Origin of the sequence: Cupriavidus taiwanensis (assembly GCF_900250115.1) — a bacterium.
Lineage (GTDB): Bacteria > Pseudomonadota > Gammaproteobacteria > Burkholderiales > Burkholderiaceae > Cupriavidus > Cupriavidus taiwanensis_B.
Genome location: NZ_LT984803.1, coordinates 2,392,041 through 2,410,456, shown reverse-complemented (window position 1 = coordinate 2,410,456; position 18,416 = coordinate 2,392,041). Strand labels below are relative to the sequence as shown.

Here is an 18,416-nt window from a genome sequence, read left to right as displayed (position 1 = left end):
AGCGAAAACGTATGCCACAACACGGTTATCCACACGGTGCTGTCGGCGAAAAGGCTCAAGGAGGGCCATCAAAATGATTGAAATCAGAAAGTCCGCAGAGCGTGGTTACGCCGATCACGGCTGGCTGAAGTCCTATCATTCGTTCTCATTCGCCGACTATTACGACCCGCAACATGTGCAGTTCGGGCCGCTGCGCGTGATCAATGAAGACCGCGTCGCGCCGGGCATGGGCTTCGGCACCCATGGCCACCGCGACATGGAAATCATCAGCTACGTGCTCGAAGGCGAGCTGGCGCACAAGGACAGCATGGGCAACGGCAGCGTGATCCGCCCGGGCGACGTGCAGCGCATGAGCGCCGGCACCGGCGTGCGCCATTCGGAATACAACCACGCAGCGCACGACACCACGCATTTCCTGCAGATCTGGATCGTTCCGGCCGAGAACGGCATCGAACCCGGCTACGAGGAAAAGCACTTCGACGCGGCCGACAAGCGCGGCAAGCTGCGCCTGGTGGCCAGCGCCGACGGTGCCGATGGCTCGGTGCTGGTGCACCAGGACATCCGGCTCTACGCCGGCCTGTTCGACGGCGACGAAGCCGCCACCCTGGCGCTGGCACCGGGCCGCCGCGCCTATGTGCACGTGGCGCGCGGCCGCATCGCGGTCAACGGCAAGGCGCTCGAGGCCGGCGACGCGGCCAGGCTGGAAGACGTGGCCGAGATCGCGCTGTCGGACGGCGATGGCGCCGAGGTGCTGGTGTTCGACCTGCCCTGACACCGTTGGCGGCCCCGCACGAGCCCGCCCCATGGCGGGCTTTTGCTTTCGCGCGGCGCAGCGGGGTGCCCGCGCGTAGCGCTGTGCTATCTTCTCGCTATGCATTGCGCCTGCGCCGGCACATCGCTGGCCGGTCGCGCCGGCCGGCCCGAACGGGCCGGCGTGCCCTGGGAGCACCCCGTACCAAGATGACCTTTGTTTCCATTCTCCTGGCGCTGATTGCCGAGCAGTTCCGCGCCCTGGGCCGCAACAACCCGATCTACGAGATCGTGCGCGCGCTCGCAGACCGCGCCGAGCACGCCTTCGACACCGGCCGTCCGCGCGACGCCGCGCTGGCGTGGCTGACCGTGGTGCTGCCGCTGACGCTGGCGGTGATCGTGGTGCACTACCTGCTGGCGTCGATCAGCGTAGCGCTGACGCTCGCGTGGAACGTGCTGGTGCTGTACATGACGCTCGGCTTCCGCCAGTTCAGCCACTATTTCACCGACATCCACGAGGCGCTCAACCGCGACGACCTCCATACCGCGCGCGCGCTGCTGCACGAGTGGACCGGGCTCGACACCGTCGAGATGCCGGTGTCCGAAATCGTGCGGCATACGCTGGAGGCGGCGATCATCGCCGTGCACCGGCACGTGTTCGGCGTGTTCTTCTGGTTCCTGGTGCCGGTGGGACCCGGCGGCGTGGTGCTGTACCGCACCGCCGAATACCTGGGCCGCCACTGGAACCTGCCGTCGACCGAGCGCAGCCCGGCGCTGGGCCGCTTCGCCGCGCGCGCCTTCTACCTGCTGGACTGGCTCCCGTCGCGGCTGACCTCGATCGGCTTTGCCATCGTCGGCAACTTCGAGGACGCGGTCTACGCCTGGCGCAACCATGCGCGCAAATGGAACGATGCCGTCAACGGCATCCTGCTGGCGAGCGGCGGCGGCGCGCTGGGCGTGCGCCTGGGCACGCCGCTGGCCGAGGACGATTCCACCGTGGTGCTGCGCACCAGCGTGGCCGGCCCGGCGGTGGACTACGCGCCCGGCATGGAAGACGCCGACGGCGCCAACGGCGGCCCGGAGCCGGCGCCGCCCGAGTTCGGCACCGAGCCCGGCGTGCGCACGCTGCAGTCGGCGGTGGGGCTGGTGTGGCGCGCGGTGGTGTTGTGGATGCTGCTGCTGGCGATGCTGTCGCTGGCGCTGTGGGTGGGCTGAGCGGCGTTCTGAAGGTCGGGCCGGCCGGTTGCGGCCGGCCGCCTGGCACTGGCTAGTCCCGCGCCGCGCCGCAGCGCCAGCACGCGCCGAACTGCGCCTCGTGCCATTCGCCGCAACGGTCGCATTGCCAGCTCGGCCCTGGCACCGGGTTGGCCGCGGCATTGAGCACCGCCCACGCCTGCGCCTCCATCTCGTCGTCGACCAGCCACACCTGCGGCGCGCTCTCGCGGAACGGGATCTCGCCGGTCGCGCCGGCCAGCCAGGTATTGCGCAGTTCCGCGCGGATGCCGGCCGCACGCAGGACGTTTTGGCAATGGGCCGCGTGGACGAGGGACGTGGCGGACAGCAGCAGTTTCATGGCAGCGCACCGGGAACCCAGGTGCGCTTACCTTACCACGGCTTCACCACGGTTTCTGCTGGCTGGATTCGTGCAGCAGCTGCGTGTAGAGCTGGTGCCGGCGTGCCGAGATGTCGCCGGCGGCCACCGCGGCCAGCACGCCGCAGCCGGGCTCGTTGACGTGGTGGCAGTTGTAGAAGCGGCACGCGGTCAGCAGCGGGCGGAACTCGGGGAAGGCGCGTTCCAGCATGCCCTCGCTGAGATGGTAGAGGCCGAATTCCTGGAAGCCCGGCGAATCGATCAGCGCCCCCTGGCGCCCATCGACGCTACCCCAGTCCTCGGGCAGGTGGTAGAGCCGGGTAAAGGTGGTGGTGTGCTTGCCCGAATCGAGCTTGGCCGAGATCTCGCGGGTCTGCGCGTCGACGCCCGGGATCAGCAGGTTCAGCAGCGACGACTTGCCCATGCCCGATTGCCCGATCAGGATGCTGGCCAGCCCGGCCACGCGCGGCCGCAACGCGGCCAGCGCCTGGGCCGGATCGGCGCGCACCGACAGCTCGAGCGTGTCGTAGCCCAGCCCGCGGTACAGCGCCAGGCGGCCGCGCGCGTCTTGCAGGCGCTCGGGCAGGTCGGTCTTGTTGAGCACGATCAGCGGCCGGATCCCGAGCGCCTCGGCCGAGACCAGCGCGCGCCCGAGCAGGTCTTCGGAGAAGCCCGGCTCGGTGGCCAGCACGATGATGACCTGGTCGATATTGGCCGCCAGCAGCTTGGACTTGAACTGGTCCGAGCGGTGCAGCAGGTTCTTGCGCGGCGCGACTCCGGTGATCACGCACTGGTCGGCGGCGGCGCGTTCGACGCTGACGTGGTCGCCCACCGCGCAGTCGCTTTTCTTGCCGCGCGGGAAGGCGTGCATGCGCGCGCCGTCCGCCAGCTCCACCACGTAATGGCGGCCATGGGCGGCGATGATCAGCGCGGATTCGGTCGTGGTGCCGGCATGGGTGCCGCCGCCGGCGTTGCGGTGACGCGTGGCGCGGCTCATGCGTGCGCCAGCAGGCGGTCGATCCGCTGCGCCGCGGGCGGATGCGAGTAGTAGAAGGCGCTGTAGAGCGGGTCGGGCGTCAGCGTCGAGGCGTTGTCCTTGTACAGCTTCACCAGCGCCGATACCAGGTGGCTGGCGTTGGTCTGGCCGGCGGCAAAGGCATCGGCCTCGAATTCATGGCGGCGCGACGACTGGCTCGACAGCGGCCCGAGCAGGAAGGTGAAGACCGGCAGCGTCAGGAAGAACAGCACCAGCGCCAGCGCGCTGTTGGACACGCCCAGGTTGGGTGCCACCCCCAGCCCGGTGTAGAACCAGCTGCGCGTCGCCAGCCAGCCCAGCAGCGCCAGGAACACCAGGCTCAGCGCGAAGGTGACGGCGATGCGCTTGGCCACGTGGCGGCGCTTGAAGTGGCCCAGCTCGTGCGCCAGCACCGCCTCGATCTCGTCGCCCGACAGGCGCGACAGCAGCGTATCGAAGAAGACGATGCGCTTGGCCGCGCCGAAGCCGGTGAAGTAGGCATTGCCGTGCGCGCTGCGCTTGCTGCCGTCCATCACGAACAGCCCCTTGCTGGCAAAGCCGCAGCGCTGCATCAGGCTCTCGATGCGCTGGCGCAGCGACTCGTCGTCGAGCGGCTCGAACTTGTTGAACAGGGGCGCGATAAAGGTCGGGAACACCACCAGCAGGAACAGGTTGAAGGCCATCCACACCAGCCAGGTCCACACCCACCACAGCGAACCGGCGCGATCCATCAGCCACAGCACCGCCAGCAGCAGCGGCAGGCCCAGCGCGCTGGCCACCAGCAGCATCTTGACCATGTCGGCCAGCCACAGCCCGAAGGTCATCTTGTTGAAGCCGAAGCGCTGCTCGATGCCGAACTGGCCGTACAGCGAGAACGGCAGGTCGACCAGGCCGCCGATCAGCGCCACGCTGGCCACCAGCGCCACGCCGTAGGCATAGCCAGGGCCGAAGGCCGACAGCCAGAACTGGTTGAGCCACTGCAGTCCGCCCAGCATGGTGAAGGCGATCAGCACCGCGGCGCCGGCCAGCACTTCGAGCATCGACAGCCGGGTGCGGGCGATGGTGTAGTCCGCGGCCTTCTGGTGCGAGGCCAGGCTGATGGTGTCGGCAAAGCGCGCCGGCACGGCATGGCGGTGCTGCGCGACATGGCGCACCTGGCGCGCGGCCAGCCACAGCTTGGTCAGCACCATCAGCACCAGGGCGGCGAGAAAGACAATGGTGAACATCGGCAAGTGCCTTGTGGGTGCGGGCGCCCGGCGTTCGACGGGTGCCCGTGGGGACCGCGCCGCGGGGTGGGGCAGGCGGCGGTCCGGGAATTCCGAAAACGGCGCCGCGCTGGTGCGCGGGCAGCCGTCCCGGACGGATATGCGAGAATTATAAATTGTTCGCGCCCGGCCCCGCCGCGGCCGCTCCACTCCAATCCCTATCTCCCGCAGTCCCGATGACAAGCCAAGCCGCCGCCAAATCCGTCAAAAGCGAAAACAACCTGATCTGGCTGGACATGGAAATGACCGGCCTGCAGCCGGATACCGACCGCATCATCGAAGTGGCGGTGGTGATTACCGACTCCGAGCTCAATATCCTGGCCGAAGGCCCGGTGCTGGTGATCCACCAGAGCGATGCCGTGCTCGACGGCATGGACAACTGGAACAAGGGCACCCACGGCCGCTCGGGCCTGATCGACAAGGTCAAGGCCTCGACCCTGACCGAAGAGCAGGCCGAGGCCGAGTTGCTGGCCTTCCTCAAGCGCTGGGTGCCGGCCGGCAAGTCGCCGATGTGCGGCAACTCGATCTGCCAGGACCGCCGCTTCATGGCGCGCTACATGCCCAGGCTGGAAGCCTTCTTCCACTACCGCAACCTGGACGTGTCGACGCTCAAGGAGCTGTGCAAGCGCTGGGAGCCGGCCGTCCACAAGGGTTTCGTCAAGCGCCAGCTGCACACCGCGCTGGCCGACATCCTGGAGTCGGTGGAAGAGCTGCGCTACTACCGCACCCACTTTATCCGCCACGCCGCGCCTGGCGCGGCGCCTGCCGGCGAAGCACCGGCCGCCGGCACGCCGGCGCAGTAAGCGGAGCGCGGCTCCGCCGGCCCATCACCATTTACGGCGCGCCCACCCGTGCGGGCGGCGCGTTGCCCGTCCGCCTGCCCATGTTCGAGCGCATCGTCTCCATCATCACGCCGGTCATCCTGATCATCCTGGTCGGGTGGCTGTACGGGCGCCGCGCCCATCCGGACATGGCGGGGATCAACCGCGCCACGCTCGACGTAATCGCGCCGCTGCTGGTGGTGTCGGCCTTCGTCAGCAAGGACTTCGTGCTGGCCGACCAGCTGGTGCTGCTGGGTTGCGCGGTGGCGGTGGTGCTGGGCTCGGGGGTGCTGGCGTGGGGGCTGGCGCGCTGGATGAAGGTCGATCCGCGCACCTTCGTGCCGCCGATGATGTTCAACAACTGCGGCAACATGGGCTTGCCGCTGTCCGTTTTCGCCTTCGGCCCGGCCGGGCTGGCGCCGGCGGTGGCGCTGTTCGCGGCGTCGAACCTGATGCACTTCACCCTCGGCATGAAGATCGTCAACCGGCATGCGTCGGTGGCGCAGATCGCGCGCAACCCGATGGTGCTGGCCACGGTCGCTGGCATTGCGCTGGCACTGGCGCGGCCGTGGTTCACGCTGCCGGATCCGGTCTACCAGTCGGTCAAGCTGCTGGGCGATGCCACCGTGCCGCTGATGCTGTTCGCGCTGGGCGTGCGCATGAAGGATGTGAGCCTGCGCAACTGGGGCATGGGACTGGTCGGCGCGGCGGTGTGTCCGCTGACCGGCATCGCGGTGGCGCTGGCGCTGGCGCAGTGGGTGCCGCTGTCCGAACTGCAGCGCGGCCTGCTGTTCGTGTTTGCGGCGTTGCCGCCGGCGGTGCTGAATTTCCTGGTGGCGGACCACTTCCGGCAGGAGCCGGACCAGGTCGCGTCGATCGTGCTGCTCGGCAATATCGCCGCGGTGGTGTTCGTGCCGGTCGGGCTGTACCTGGGCCTGCGCTGAGGCGGCATGCCCGCGCGGCGCGTGTCGGCGGGCGGGCCGTCCGCGTCAGGCCGCGGGCTTGGCGCGCACGGCGTTCTTGGGGCGCCAGGCCTTGACGATGGCCTCGTCGGTTTCCATGTAGGGCCCGCCGATCAGGTCGATGCAGTACGGCACCGCGGCAAAGATGCCTTGCACCACCGGCTTGCCGTCGGCGTCGCGCAGGCCTTCCAGGGTTTCGCGGATCGCGCGCGGCTGGCCGGGCAGGTTGATGATCAGCGCCGCGCGGCTGGCGGTCTCGCGGATCACCGCGACCTGGCGCGACAGGATCGCGGTCGGCACGAAATGCAGGCTGACCTGGCGCATCTGCTCGCCGAAGCCCGGCATTTCCTTGGTGGCGACCGCCAGCGTGGCCTCGGGCGTGACGTCGCGGCGCGCCGGGCCGGTGCCGCCGGTGGTCAGCACCAGGTCGCAGCCGGCCACGTCGACCAGCTCGATCAGCGTGCGCGAGATCTGCGCCTGCTCGTCCGGGATCAGGCGCTCCATCGCCTGCCAGGGCGAGGTCAGCGTGCGCCCGAACCACTCGCGCAGCGCCGGGATGCCCTCGTCCTGGTAGGTGCCGGCCGAGGCGCGGTCCGAGATCGAGACGAAGCCGACGACGAGTTCGTCGGGATGGTGGCGGACAACCGGCTGGGTGGTCTGGGTCATGCCTCGGGCTCCGGATGGTCGGGGGTGGGTTCCTCGGCGGCGCGGCCCTTGCCGTCCTTCAGGTCCAGCGCCGTCTTGATCGCCTGGAACAGCTCGCGGAAATAGCGCGGCGGCTTGCCCAGTTCCTTTTCCTTGCGCGCGTTGCGGATGGTGTTGCGCAGCGCCTGCACGTCGATGCCGGGATGCTCGGCGAGGAAGCGCGTCAGCGCCGCGTCGTCGGCCAGCAGCAGCTCGCGCCAGCGCTCGATCAGATGCATGCGGGCGGTTTCGGCCTTGCTGGTGCCCTTGAAGCCCTCCAGCGCTTGCCGGATCACCTCGACCTCGTCGTCCTCGAGGCCGCGCATGATCTTGCCGACGTACTGCATCTGGCGGCGCTTGCCTTCGTGGCTGTTGATGCGGCGCGCCTCGTGGATGGCGTCGGCGAGCGCCTCGGGCATCGGCACGCGCGCCAGGCGGTCCTTGGCCAGCGCCTCGAGCTCGGCGCCAAGGTCCTGCAGGGCGGTCATGTCGCGCTTGCGCTGCGACTTGCTTTTCGGTTCGTCGTCTTCCGGCTCGGGGGCAAAGCCTCCGGGAAAGCGCGCGCCTTGGGAGTTACGGGAATTTCGCGTCATGCCCGGCATTTTATCTTGCTATGATTGCCGCTTGGACTTTTGATGACACCCGCCCAGCATGGACCCGATCGCCGAACAGACCGCGCATTTCACCTACACCCAGGCCCAGCTCAGCGAGATGGCCGCCGATGTGCTGCGGGTGGCACGCGAACTGGGGGCGACCGACGCCGCCACCGAGATCTCGGAAGGCAGCGGCCTGTCGGTTTCGGTGCGCAAGGGCCAGGTGGAGACCATCGAGCAGAACCGCGACAAGGTGGTCGGAGTCACGGTGATGATCGGCAAGCGCCGCGGCAACGCCAGCACCTCCGACTTCTCGCCGGCGGCGCTGCGCGCCACCGCCGAGGCGGCCTACAACATCGCCCGCTTCACCGCCGAGGACGACTGCGCCGGCCTCGCCGAAGAGGAATTGCTCGAGCGCGCGCCGCAGGACCTGGACCTGTTCCACCCGTGGGCGCTCGATGCCGAAGCCGCGATCGACATCGCCACCCGCGCCGAGGCCGCGGCCTTCGCGGTCTCGCCGCGCATCCGCAACAGCGACGGCGCCAGCGTCTCGGCCCAGCATTCGCAGTTCGTGCTGGCAACCACGCGCGGCTTTACCGGCGGCTATCCGTATTCTCGCCACTTCATTTCATGCGCGCCGATCGCCGGCAGCGGCAGCGGCATGCAGCGCGACGACTGGTATTCGTCCAAGCGCTCGCCGCTGGCACTGGCCGCGCCCGAGGACATCGGCCGCTACGCCGCCGAGCGCGCGCTGGCGCGGCTGCAGGCGCGCAAGCTGTCGACGCGGCGCTGCCCGGTGCTGTTCGAGGCGCCGCTGGCAGCGGGCCTGCTCGGCGCCTTCGTGCAGGCGGTGTCGGGCGGCGCGCTGTACCGCAAGTCCACCTTCCTGTGCGATTCGCTGGGACAGTCCGTGTTCGCCCCGCATATCCAGATCCATGAGCAGCCGCATACCCCCGGCGCCATGGGCAGCGCTCCGTTCGACGAGGAAGGCGTGCGCACCCGCGAGCGCGACGTGGTCCGCGACGGGGTGGTGCAGGGCTATTTCCTGTCGACCTATTCGGCGCGCAAGCTCGGCATGCAGACCACCGGCAATGCCGGTGGCTCGCACAACCTGACGCTGTCGAGCAGCCTGACCCAGCCCGGCGACGACTTTCCCGCCATGCTGCGCAAGCTCGGCACCGGCCTGCTGGTGACCGAGCTGATGGGGCAGGGCGTCAACTACGTCACCGGCGACTATTCGCGCGGCGCGTCGGGCTATTGGGTCGAGAATGGCGTGATCCAGTATCCGGTCGAGGAAATCACCATCGCCGGCAACATGGCCGAGATGTTCCGGCAGATCGTCGCGATCGGCGCCGACGCGCTGGTACGCGGCACCAAGGAAACCGGCTCGATCCTGCTCGAGCAGATGACGATTGCCGGCAACTGAAGGTTTTCTCCCCTCTCCCGCACGCTGTATGGACCGGGGACATGGGTAACACATGTGCCAGGACATGGGTAACAGTCCAGTCTCCAGTTTAATCGGCCTGCTGTAGGTCTATTGTGGCGACCTTTTGATGGCAGAAGTAGACGTCAAAGGTGCCGTCCAGATCCACGCGAGGGCGCAGCGCTACGGGCGTTCCGACCAAGGCTCGTCCGACCCGGAACGTCTTTCCTCGGAAGCAGATGCGCCCGCCGTCGCCTACCTTTCGCACGATGTCATTGCTGCCGTACTCGATGGGCGGGAGTTCGCGCGGCATCGCCCGTGGGCTAGGCGCATAGCGGCTTGCGGGGGTCTCCATATCCAGCGCGTGGTGGGGGCGCTTGAAGTTGTACACGTGGCGCCAATGGCTGAAGTGCTGCTGGGCATCGTCCAGATCCCGGAAACGCTGGTTGGCCAACAGCTCAGCCTGCATGGTTCGATGGAAGCGCTCGTCCTTACCGTTGGTCTGAGGATGGCCAGGTCGGCTATGACTGAGCCGCACGCCCAGGCGAATCAGCCACGCGCCCAGCGTGGTTAATGCTCGGGGCACTGGGGAACCCCAGGGCGGGCCGTTGTCTGCATTGATCCGTTCGGGCAGCCCATAGCGCGCAAAAGCCATCTCTAACGCTTCCTGTACGGATTCAAACTGTTCGTTGCCCAAGGCCTTGAGCAGCACATTGAACCGGGAGTGATCGTCCAAGACCGTGAGCGGGTGGCACCTCTGCGTGTCGGTAGCGAAGTGGCCTTTGAAGTCAATTTGCCATAGTGCATTGGGCCGGTCGTGCTCGAAGCGCTGCCATGCTGTAGCGGCCGCGCTGGCGGCCGGATCGATCAAGCCATGGCGGCGCAGCACCCAATTGACTGTGCTCGGGGCGATTTGGATGCGGTGGTCGCGCTCCAGCACGCGTGCGATCTTGCGGGCGCCCCAGGCCGAATGTTCGGCTCGTATCGCTAGCACGCTCTCTTCGATGGCAGCTGGAGTTCGGCCGGGAGAGCTATGTGGCCGCCGAGTTCGGTCGTCCAGATCCTCTCGGTTCAACCACTTGTAGCCGGTCTTGCGGCTGATGCAGAAGCGGCGGCAAAGCTCCGCAATATTGGCGTCCGCCTGGCGTGCCAGGCGGACGAACTCTTCTCTTTGCTGCTTCACGGTGGTTTGGCTCCAGGGCAACGTTTTCCTCCCGCTGACTAAGCGGGAAAAGTGTTACCCATGTCCTGGCACACCTGTTACCTATGTCCCCGGTCCATACAGCACGCGGGAGAGGGAGCACTCAATCAGGTGCGCAGAAACTGCGGGCTTAACCTGGTTTAGGACTCGTTCGACGGCGGCCGCTCGTAAGTGACGAAGGCATAGTCGAAGCCGTTCGCTGCCGAATGATGGCTCTCGCGCGCGGTTTCGATCCATTGGGTGCGATCGATCTCGGGGAAAAAGGCATCGCCTTCCACATCGGCGTCGATCTCGGTCACCACCAGCCGGTCGGCGCTCGGCATGGCTTCCGCATAAAGCTGCGCGCCGCCGATCAAAAAGATCTGGTCGGCGCCCACGCACAGCCGCTGCGCGTCTTCCAGCGACGACGCCACCTCCGCGCCTTCGATGCGCAAGTCCGGATTGCGGCTGACCACGATATTGCGCCGGCCCGGCAGCGGGCGGCCGATCGAGTCCCAGGTCTTGCGCCCCATGATCACGGGTGCGCCCATGGTGGTGCGCTTGAAGTGCGCCAGGTCTTCCGGCAGGCGCCACGGCAGCGTGTTGTCGCGGCCGATGGTGCCGTTGCGGGCGCGGGCTACAACCAGTGTCAGCAGCGTCATACGGCCACCGGCGCCTTGATCGCGGGATGCGACTGGTAGCCGGCCAGTTCGAAGTCTTCGTAGCGGTAGTCGAAGATGCTGTCGGGCTGGCGCAGGATCTTCAGCTGCGGCAGTGCCATGGGCGCGCGCGCCAGCTGGGTCTGCACCTGCTCGAAATGGTTGTTGTACAGGTGGCAGTCGCCGCCGGTCCAGATGAAGTCGCCCACTTCCAGCCCGGTCTGCTGCGCCATCATGTGGGTCAGCAGCGCATAGCTGGCGATATTGAACGGCACGCCCAGGAAGATGTCGGCACTGCGCTGGTACAGCTGGCACGAGAGCCGGCCGTCGGCCACGTAAAACTGGAAGAACGCATGGCAGGGCGGCAGCTTCATGCGCGGGATGTCGGCCACGTTCCAGGCCGACACGATCAGCCGGCGCGAATCCGGGTTGGCGCGGATCTGCGCCACCAGCTCGGAGATCTGGTCGATATGGCGGCCGTCCGGCGCCGGCCAGGAGCGCCATTGCGAGCCGTAGACCGGGCCCAGTTCGCCGTGCTCGTCGGCCCACTCGTCCCAGATGGTGACGCCGTGCTCCTGCAGCCAGCGCACGTTGGTCGAGCCCTGCAGGAACCACAGCAGTTCATAGATGATCGACTTCAGGTGCAGCTTCTTGGTGGTCACCACCGGGAAGCCTTCGCGCAGGTCGAAGCGCATCTGGTAGCCGAACACCGAGCGCGTGCCGGTGCCGGTGCGGTCGGCCTTGTCGGTGCCATGCTCGTAAACATGGCGCATGAAGTCGAGGTACTGTTTCATCGGCGCGGGGCGGGATGGAAGAGGTGGCGCGGGCGCCTCGGCCCGCGAAACCGGCATTTTAAAGCAAGACGGGCCGCCCCTCCGGGCAGCCCGTCCTTTGCGTCAGGACCAGGGCCCATGGCCCTGGCGCCGGGGCAGCCTCAGTGGCTGCCGGCCGGCTCCTGCTGCTGCTCGCGGCGCTTCTGCACCAGGTAGCCGGCGCCCAGCACGCCACCGACGATCAGCACGTACAGGCCCCAGTTGACCACCGGGTTGGCTTCGAAGAACGCCTTGACCATCGGCTCGTGCACGATCATCTTGACCGCCGTGAAGGCCAGCACGCCGGCGCCCAGGTAAATGATGACGGGGAAGCGGGCCATCAGCTTGAGCACCAGGCTCGAGCCCCACACCACGATGGGGATGCTGATCAGCAGGCCCAGCACCACCAGCAGGAAGCTGCCGTGCGCGGCACCGGCCACCGCCAGCACGTTGTCGACGCCCATCACCGCGTCGGCGATGATGATGGTCTTCATCGCGCCCCACAGGGTCGAGGCCCCGCTGCCATGCTCGTCGCCGTCGCCTTCGTCGGACAGCAGCTTGTAGGCAATCCACACCAGCGCCAGGCCGCCCACCAGCATCAGGCCCGGAATCTTGAGCAGCCAGACCACGCCGATCGTCATGGCCGAGCGGACCACCACGGCACCCACGGTACCCCAGACAATGGCCTTTTTCTGCAGGTGGGCGGGCAGGTTGCGCGCCGCCAGCGCGATCACGATGGCATTGTCGCCGGCCAGCACCAGGTCAATGACGACGATGGACAGCAGTGCCGTCAGGAACTGCATCGTGAACAGATCGGTAAACCACTCCATGAACTCTCCTCAGGGTACGAAACAGCGCGGGGCGCGTTGGGTTCGCCTGGATTCCTGGAGCACGGGAGGGTGGGGCCGCCTTTGCAAACCATGGAAACCAGGTTGCAAAGGTCTTGCTCGACCACTGGCGCGGTATGCGCACCGGTGGTCAGCACAACCGGGGACACGGGTCCCGGAATGACGATTGTGCTAAGGGCATGGGCCCCGGAGCTACTCCCCTTTGAGGGACGCGACCCTTGGGGGCCGCGCTGGGCGAGATTATAAACGAACTCCGCGGCATCTGCCGCCCTAGGAAAGATACTGACTCAAGTTCGTTGGGATGCAGTAACCGGCGCACCAGCTCGCCCTGCCCGGATCGCTTTGCCCGGGGTGCGGCCGGCGATTTCGCATCGGTACGCGGTGGAAGCTGCGCGATCGGCCGGATCGGCCTATCCTTGAGGTTCGGCTCCGACCGATGCGCCCCGGACAGCACAGGCGCGCATTGCGGAGACCGGCGCGCACGACATGCACAGCGCGGCCTTGGGGAATACGCAGTGAAGCAGTGCCCATTTGCGACCACACAAGGAAACGACATGCCGGTTGTCCCGAACCCGCCCAACCCGCCCGCGCACCACAAAGCCCCGCAGACCCCCGTCCCGCCCCTGAACCACCATAACGGCCATGCCGTGGCGCCGCCCGCGCTGGTGGCGCTGGCCAATGGCCGTGCGCAGCGCCCGCCGCGGCCGGAGTTCGTGCAGCAGTACCGCGAAGACAGCGGCGCGCTGCGCGAGCAGATCCTGTCCGGCCTGCGCGCCGCGCAGGCGGCCATCAGTCCCAAGTTCTTCTACGACGTGCTGGGTTCGCGCCTGTTCGAAGCCATCACCGACCTGCCCGAGTACTACCCGACCCGCACCGAGGCCGCGATCTTTGCCAGCGCGGCGCCCGCCATCGCGGCGCGCGCGGGCAGCGGCTGCGTGCTGGTGGACCTGGGCGCGGGCAACTGCGAGAAGGCGGCGCGGCTGTTCGGCAGCCTGCGCCCGGCGCAGTATGTGGCGGTGGATATCTCGGTCGAGTTCCTGCGCGCGACGCTGTCGTCGCTGCAGCAGCAGCACCCCGAGATCCCGATGCTCGGGCTCGGCGCCGACCTGTGCGCCCCGTTCGACCTGCCGGCCCAGGTCAGGCGCGGCAGGCGCCTGTTCTTCTATCCGGGCTCGAGCATCGGCAATTTCGCACCGGTCGAGGCGCTGGCGCTGCTGCAGCGCCTGCGCGGCGCGGCCGGGCGCGGCGACGGCGTGCTGATCGGCGTGGACCTGCACAAGGACGAGACCACGCTGGTATCGGCCTATGACGATGCGCTGGGCGTCACCGCGGCCTTCAACCGCAACCTGCTGCGCAACGTGAACCGCATCGTCGGCACCGATTTCGCGCTGGACGACTGGCGCCACCAGGCCAGCTTCGACCGCGACGCCTCGCGCATCCAGATGCACCTGCGGGCATGCCGCGAGGTGCGCGTGCAATGGGACGGCGGCGCGCGCGAGTTTGCCGCCGGCGAGCGCATCCATACCGAGGATTCGTACAAGTACCGCCCGGAGGACTTCGCGCTGCTGCTCGAAGCCGCCGGTTTCGACGACCCGGTGTACTGGTCTGACCCGCGCGGCTGGTTCGCGGTATTCCACGCGCGCGGCTGACCGGCCCGCCGGGCGGGTGGTGTCATAATGGCCGCAGCCCGGCGCGGCGAGCCGCGTCCGGGCCGAGGCCAGCGCGCGGCGGCCCCGCTTACCCCGGCTGTCCCGGCTGTCCCGGCCGCTGCCTCTCCACCTCCATCCCTGCGCGGACTTCCCCGATGAGCGGCTTTCCCATGCTTCCCGATCTCTACTTCACCGGCGGCAAGGCCACCTGGTCGGACCCGCGCCGGCTGCCGCGCGAAGGGCTGGCGCAGGCACTGGTGGACACGCGCAGCCGCACGCTGGCGTGGCTGGCGCCGTTCGGGCAGACCCGGCGCGCCTGGGACGTGCCGCGCCAGTACGATGCCGACCCGCCGCTGTGGACGCTCGGCCACGTGGCCTGGCATGCGGAGTGGTGGTGCCTGCGCGGCGTGCGCCAGGTCGATCGCGGCGGGGTGCCGGTGCCGGTGGCGTCGGAGCCGTCGCTGCTGGACGGCGCCGACGAATGGTTCGATCCGGACCGCATCGGGCCCGACCAGCGCTGGGAGATCGCACTGCCCGACGTCGCGGTGGTCAAGCGCTATGCCGCCGAGGTGCTGGACGGCGTGCTGCGCCGGATCGCGCTGCTGCCCGACGACACTGACCTGACCCTGTACCCGTACCGTCGTGCGCTGCTGCATGAAGACGCGCACGGCGAAGGCGTGGCCGCGCTGCTGCAGGCGCTTGGCATGGCCCCCGCCGAGGCCGCCGGCGCGGCGCCCGCGCTGCCCGCCGGACATGGCGGCACGCTGCATTTTCCGGGCGGGCGCTTCACCCTGGGCTGGAGCGATGCCGACGGCTTTGCCTGGCCCGACGAGTTGCCGCCCCAGCCGACCTACGTGCCCGCGGTCGAAATCGACATGGCGCTGGTCAGCAACGCGCAGTTCCTGGAATTCGTCGAGGACCGCGGCTACGAGCATCCGGCCTGGTGGTCGTCGGCGGGACGGCAATGGCTGATGACGCAGGAACGCTCTGCGCCGCGCTACTGGTCGCGCCACCCGGAGTCGCGCGCGTGGATGCTGGAACGCTTCGGCACGCTGCGCACGCTCAATCCGGACGAGGCGGTGCGCCATGTCACGCTGTACGAGGCGCAGGCGTGGTGCGTCTGGGCCGGGCGGCGCCTGCCGGCGGAATCGGAATGGGAGCTCGCCGCGACGCAGAACCGCGGCCTGCAGTGGGGCGCGCTGCGCGAGTGGACCGCCACGCCGTATGAGCCGTATGCCGGCTTTGTCGCCGCGCCGTCCGACGGCGACATGGTGGGGCGCTTCGGCACGCACCAGGCGGTGCGCGGGGTGTCGTTCGCCAGTCCCGCGCGGCTGCGCCATGTGCGCGCGCGCTGGGCGCGGCTGCCCGAGGACGACCTGTCCTTCATCGGCTTCCGCAGCTGCGCGCTGTAGCACGGCGCCGGCAACAAAAAAACAGGGCACCCGAGGGTGCCCTGTTTTTTCATGCGGCAGGTGCGCCTGGCGCACCGCGCGTTCAACGCTCGTAGCGCGAGCGGCTGTTGCGGTTGCCGCCGTTGCCGCCGCCGTTGCCGCCGAAGCCGCCGCCAAAGCCGCGGTTGCCGTCGCGGTTGCCGAAGCTGCGGCCTTCGCCATTGCCACGGTAGCCGCCGCCGTTGCCACGGCCCTCGCCGAAGCCGCGGTTGCCGTCACGGTTGCCGAAGCCGCCGCGCGGATCGTCGCCGAACGGACGGCCGCCGTCACGGTTGCCGAAGCTGCGGGCGCCGTCGCCGGCGCCGCGGTAGCCGCCGCCCTGGCCGCGGTAGCCGCCTTCACGGTTGCCGAAGCCGCCACGGTTGTCGTCGCCGAACGGGCGCGCGCCTTCCGCGCGGTTGCCGAAGCCACGGCTCTCGCCGCCGAACTTGCGCTCGCCGAAGCCGGTGCGGTTGTCGCCGCCGAACTTGCGCTCGCCGAAGCTGCGCTCGCCGCCGCGGTAGCCGCCGCCGTTGCCACGGAAGTCACCGCGGCCGCCACCCGGCTTGCCGCCGAAGTTCGAGCGCGGCTTGGGCGCGCGGCGCGGCTCCAGGCCCTCGATCACCGAGGCGTCGACGCGCTGGTTGGTAAAGCGCTCGATCCGGCGCCACTGGAACATGTCGTTGTGGTTGACCAGGTTGATGGCAATGCCCGAGCGGCCGGCGCGGCCGGTGCGGCCGATGCGGTGCACATAGTCCTCGGCCTGCTTGGGCAGGTCGAAGTTCACCACGTGGGTGATGTCGGGCACGTCGATGCCGCGCGCGGCCACGTCGGTGGCTACCAGGATGCGCAGGTTGCCGCGGCGCAGTGCGGTCAGAGTGCGGTTGCGCGCGCCCTGGGTCATGTCGCCGTGCAGCGCGCCGGCGGCAAAGCCGGTGTCGGACAGGCGCTCGGCCAGCGAATCGGCATCGCGCTTGGTCGCGGTGAAGACGATCGCTTGCTTGAGTGCGGCGTCGCGCAGCAGGTGGTCGAGCAGGCGCTCCTTGTGCGACATGTCGTCGGTGAAGTGCAGGCGCTGCTCGATATGGCTCTGGTCGGCGCGGGCCGCGGCGATCTCGATGCGTTGCGGATCCTTCAGCTGGCGCGAGGCCAGCTGTGCGATGCGCGCATCCAGCGTGGCCGAGAACATCAGCGTCTGGCGGGAAGCCGGGGTGGCGTTGACGATGGCGTCGATGTCGTCGGCAAAGCCCATGTCCAGCATGCGGTCGGCCTCGTCGAACACCAGCATCTGCAGGGCGGACAGGTCGATGCGGCCGGCGTCGATATGGTCGAGCAGGCGGCCCGGCGTCGCCACCAGGATGTCGGGCATCTTGGCCAGCGCGGCCAGCTGCTTCGGATAGGGCATGCCGCCCAGGATGCTGGCGCAGACGATGCGGCGCAGGTTGCGGCCGTATTTGGCGGCGGCCTCGGTCACCTGCAGCGCCAGTTCGCGCGTCGGGGTCAGCACCAGCAGCGCGGGCTGGGCCGGCGACGGGCGCGGACGCTTGCCCTTCATGCGCTTGGCGGGCTCGGTGGGGCGCTGCGGCGCGGGCATCTCGCTGATGCGCTGGATCGCGGGCAGCATGAATGCGGCGGTCTTGCCCGAGCCGGTCTGGCTCGAGACCAGCAGGTCGCGGCCGGCCAGGAAAGCCGGGATGGCCTGCGCCTGCACCGGCGTAGGCGTGTTGTAGTTCAGTTCGGAGAGGGCGCGCAGGATGGCCGGGTCGAGGCCAAGCGTGGCGAAACCGCTTTCCACGGCCGGGGCTTCCCCTGCCGGGCTGGGGTTGAGCAGGGCGTCGAGCTTGTCGAGCGGGCTCTGGGCAGCGTCGGAAGTGATCGAAGCGTCGGTCGCGGAGGCAATAGCTTGCTCCGCACGAATGTCGTGCTGGGTCATGTCGAAAGGTCTAATAAATGCATGGCACCCCGGAACGCAGAATGGGGTGGGCGCAGTGCAAAGTCTTAAAAAGGCTTCGGCGCCAATCGGTGAGGCCGTTACGACAGACACAGCTGGCAGTACGGCGGCAGGCAGGGTGGTGGCTGGTTACCGCGGGGCGGTCCGGCCATGTCCCTGGCAGGCAAACAGCTCAGTTCAGGCTGTTCAACAGGATCGGAGACGAGGCGACGTCAGGTGAGCGGTGCGTTCTGCTGGGCGGCTGGGGCCATATGGTGATGACTAGGCGTCCGGCAGCGAGGAAACAGAGCTTGGGAGGGCAGCGGATTCGCCGCGGCAGCTAAGCCGGGCGTTGGCGGATCTCACAGTTGCGAAACTCACGGCGCGGATTATAGCAGAGTGCCAGAATTTTGTTGCACTGCGATAACGTAACCGGATATGTCAGCGCTGCGTCACCTCCGGGCCGGCCCCCGCGGCGCTGGTTGAAAGCGGGAAAGCCCCGCCTATACTGGAGGCGCGAGCACACAGGATGCCCGCACGGGGCGGACGAAAACGCTCCCGCTTGACCTCCTGCAGCGGCATTGCGCCGCTGTTCGCGGCAAGCACTGCGGTCATTGACTCCAGGCGCCAGTCTTCCTGCGACTCTCCGGGTGGTCCGGATGGGCGTCCGCGTCATGGGCGGAATCATGGGAAGCCTGCATGGATACAGAATGACCGAACTGCTGACCGCGTGACCCAGTCGGTCCGGGCCCGTCCGCATCCAAAGCCCGCCAGAGATGGCGGGCTTTTCATTTGGGCCGCGGC

The 18,416-nt window shown here is 68.4% G+C and carries 17 protein-coding genes; 7 read left to right on the top strand and 10 right to left on the bottom strand.

Features of this window, described 5'->3' with window-relative positions; translation table 11 throughout:
• Window positions 1–73: 73 nt before the first annotated feature.
• Both CBM2586_RS11345 and CBM2586_RS11340 read left to right on the top strand, forming a co-directional pair.
• Window positions 74–772 (top strand): pirin family protein, encoded by a 699-nt coding sequence (locus CBM2586_RS11345; RefSeq protein WP_115687569.1) that lies wholly within the window; start codon window positions 74–76, stop codon window positions 770–772.
• A 188-nt stretch (window positions 773–960) separates the two neighbouring features.
• Entirely contained in the window at window positions 961–1,965 is a 1,005-nt protein-coding gene (locus CBM2586_RS11340) for a CobD/CbiB family protein (protein WP_115661565.1), read from the top strand.
• A 52-nt stretch (window positions 1,966–2,017) separates the two neighbouring features.
• Here the strand turns inward: CBM2586_RS11340 and CBM2586_RS11335 are convergent, their stop codons facing one another.
• From CBM2586_RS11335 to CBM2586_RS11325, 3 genes are read right to left on the bottom strand one after another with little or no spacing between them, the layout of a single operon-like run.
• Window positions 2,018–2,323 carry a putative signal transducing protein gene (locus CBM2586_RS11335; RefSeq protein ID WP_115661566.1) on the bottom strand — a complete coding sequence of 102 codons (306 nt, stop codon included), beginning with the start codon at window positions 2,321–2,323 and terminating at the stop codon, window positions 2,018–2,020.
• Between the two features lie 43 nt (window positions 2,324–2,366).
• The gene (rsgA, locus tag CBM2586_RS11330) at window positions 2,367–3,338 is read right to left on the bottom strand and encodes a ribosome small subunit-dependent GTPase A (protein ID WP_115661567.1); all 972 of its coding nucleotides are present in this window, start codon (window positions 3,336–3,338) and stop codon (window positions 2,367–2,369) included.
• Window positions 3,335–4,582 carry a M48 family metallopeptidase gene (locus CBM2586_RS11325; RefSeq protein ID WP_115661568.1) on the bottom strand — a complete coding sequence of 416 codons (1,248 nt, stop codon included), beginning with the start codon at window positions 4,580–4,582 and terminating at the stop codon, window positions 3,335–3,337. The genes rsgA and CBM2586_RS11325 overlap by 4 nt, the downstream gene beginning before the upstream one ends.
• A 215-nt stretch (window positions 4,583–4,797) precedes the next feature.
• Here CBM2586_RS11325 and orn point away from each other — a divergent pair, with 215 nt between their 5' ends.
• Both orn and CBM2586_RS11315 read left to right on the top strand, forming a co-directional pair.
• Complete coding sequence (orn, locus tag CBM2586_RS11320) at window positions 4,798–5,424, top strand: oligoribonuclease (RefSeq protein ID WP_115687567.1); 627 nt, start codon at window positions 4,798–4,800, stop codon at window positions 5,422–5,424.
• An 80-nt stretch (window positions 5,425–5,504) separates the two neighbouring features.
• Complete coding sequence (locus CBM2586_RS11315) at window positions 5,505–6,386, top strand: AEC family transporter (RefSeq protein WP_115687565.1); 882 nt, start codon at window positions 5,505–5,507, stop codon at window positions 6,384–6,386.
• Window positions 6,387–6,431: 45 nt separating this feature from the next.
• Here CBM2586_RS11315 and mog read toward each other — a convergent pair whose 3' ends face one another.
• Together mog and yjgA are read right to left on the bottom strand one after the other, a co-directional pair.
• Window positions 6,432–7,070, bottom strand: coding sequence for a molybdopterin adenylyltransferase (gene mog / locus CBM2586_RS11310; protein WP_115687563.1), 639 nt, complete (start codon window positions 7,068–7,070; stop codon window positions 6,432–6,434).
• Window positions 7,067–7,681, bottom strand: a complete 615-nt coding sequence (yjgA, locus tag CBM2586_RS11305; RefSeq protein WP_277349498.1) for a ribosome biogenesis factor YjgA — start codon at window positions 7,679–7,681, stop codon at window positions 7,067–7,069. Before yjgA ends, mog begins: the two co-directional genes overlap by 4 nt.
• 58 nt (window positions 7,682–7,739) lie before the next feature.
• Between yjgA and pmbA the strand changes: the two genes are divergently transcribed.
• Window positions 7,740–9,107 (top strand): metalloprotease PmbA, encoded by a 1,368-nt coding sequence (gene pmbA, locus CBM2586_RS11300; RefSeq protein WP_115661573.1) that lies wholly within the window; start codon window positions 7,740–7,742, stop codon window positions 9,105–9,107.
• A gap of 88 nt (window positions 9,108–9,195) precedes the next feature.
• On the opposite strand, the gene CBM2586_RS11295 is transcribed toward pmbA, so the two are convergent.
• The 4 genes from CBM2586_RS11295 to CBM2586_RS11280 form a co-directional block, all read right to left on the bottom strand.
• Window positions 9,196–10,308 (bottom strand): IS481 family transposase, encoded by a 1,113-nt coding sequence (locus CBM2586_RS11295; protein WP_115687561.1) that lies wholly within the window; start codon window positions 10,306–10,308, stop codon window positions 9,196–9,198.
• A 137-nt stretch (window positions 10,309–10,445) separates the two neighbouring features.
• Entirely contained in the window at window positions 10,446–10,946 is a 501-nt protein-coding gene (locus CBM2586_RS11290) for a dihydrofolate reductase (RefSeq protein WP_115661574.1), read from the bottom strand.
• The gene (locus CBM2586_RS11285) at window positions 10,943–11,737 is read right to left on the bottom strand and encodes a thymidylate synthase (protein WP_115661575.1); all 795 of its coding nucleotides are present in this window, start codon (window positions 11,735–11,737) and stop codon (window positions 10,943–10,945) included. Before CBM2586_RS11285 ends, CBM2586_RS11290 begins: the two co-directional genes overlap by 4 nt.
• 140 nt (window positions 11,738–11,877) lie before the next feature.
• The gene (locus CBM2586_RS11280) at window positions 11,878–12,585 is read right to left on the bottom strand and encodes a TerC family protein (protein WP_115661576.1); all 708 of its coding nucleotides are present in this window, start codon (window positions 12,583–12,585) and stop codon (window positions 11,878–11,880) included.
• A gap of 572 nt (window positions 12,586–13,157) precedes the next feature.
• On the opposite strand from CBM2586_RS11280, the gene egtD reads away from it, so the two are divergent.
• Window positions 13,158–14,252, top strand: a complete 1,095-nt coding sequence (gene egtD, locus CBM2586_RS11275) for an L-histidine N(alpha)-methyltransferase (RefSeq protein ID WP_115661577.1) — start codon at window positions 13,158–13,160, stop codon at window positions 14,250–14,252.
• Between the two features lie 155 nt (window positions 14,253–14,407).
• A complete protein-coding gene (locus tag CBM2586_RS11270) occupies window positions 14,408–15,664 on the top strand; it encodes an SUMF1/EgtB/PvdO family nonheme iron enzyme (protein WP_115687559.1) in 1,257 nt (418 codons plus the stop codon).
• 82 nt (window positions 15,665–15,746) lie between these two features.
• Here the strand turns inward: CBM2586_RS11270 and CBM2586_RS11265 are convergent, their stop codons facing one another.
• Window positions 15,747–17,615: a DEAD/DEAH box helicase gene (locus tag CBM2586_RS11265; protein ID WP_115687557.1), complete on the bottom strand. Its 1,869-nt coding sequence runs from the start codon at window positions 17,613–17,615 to the stop codon at window positions 15,747–15,749.
• Between the last annotated feature and the right edge of the window lie 801 nt (window positions 17,616–18,416).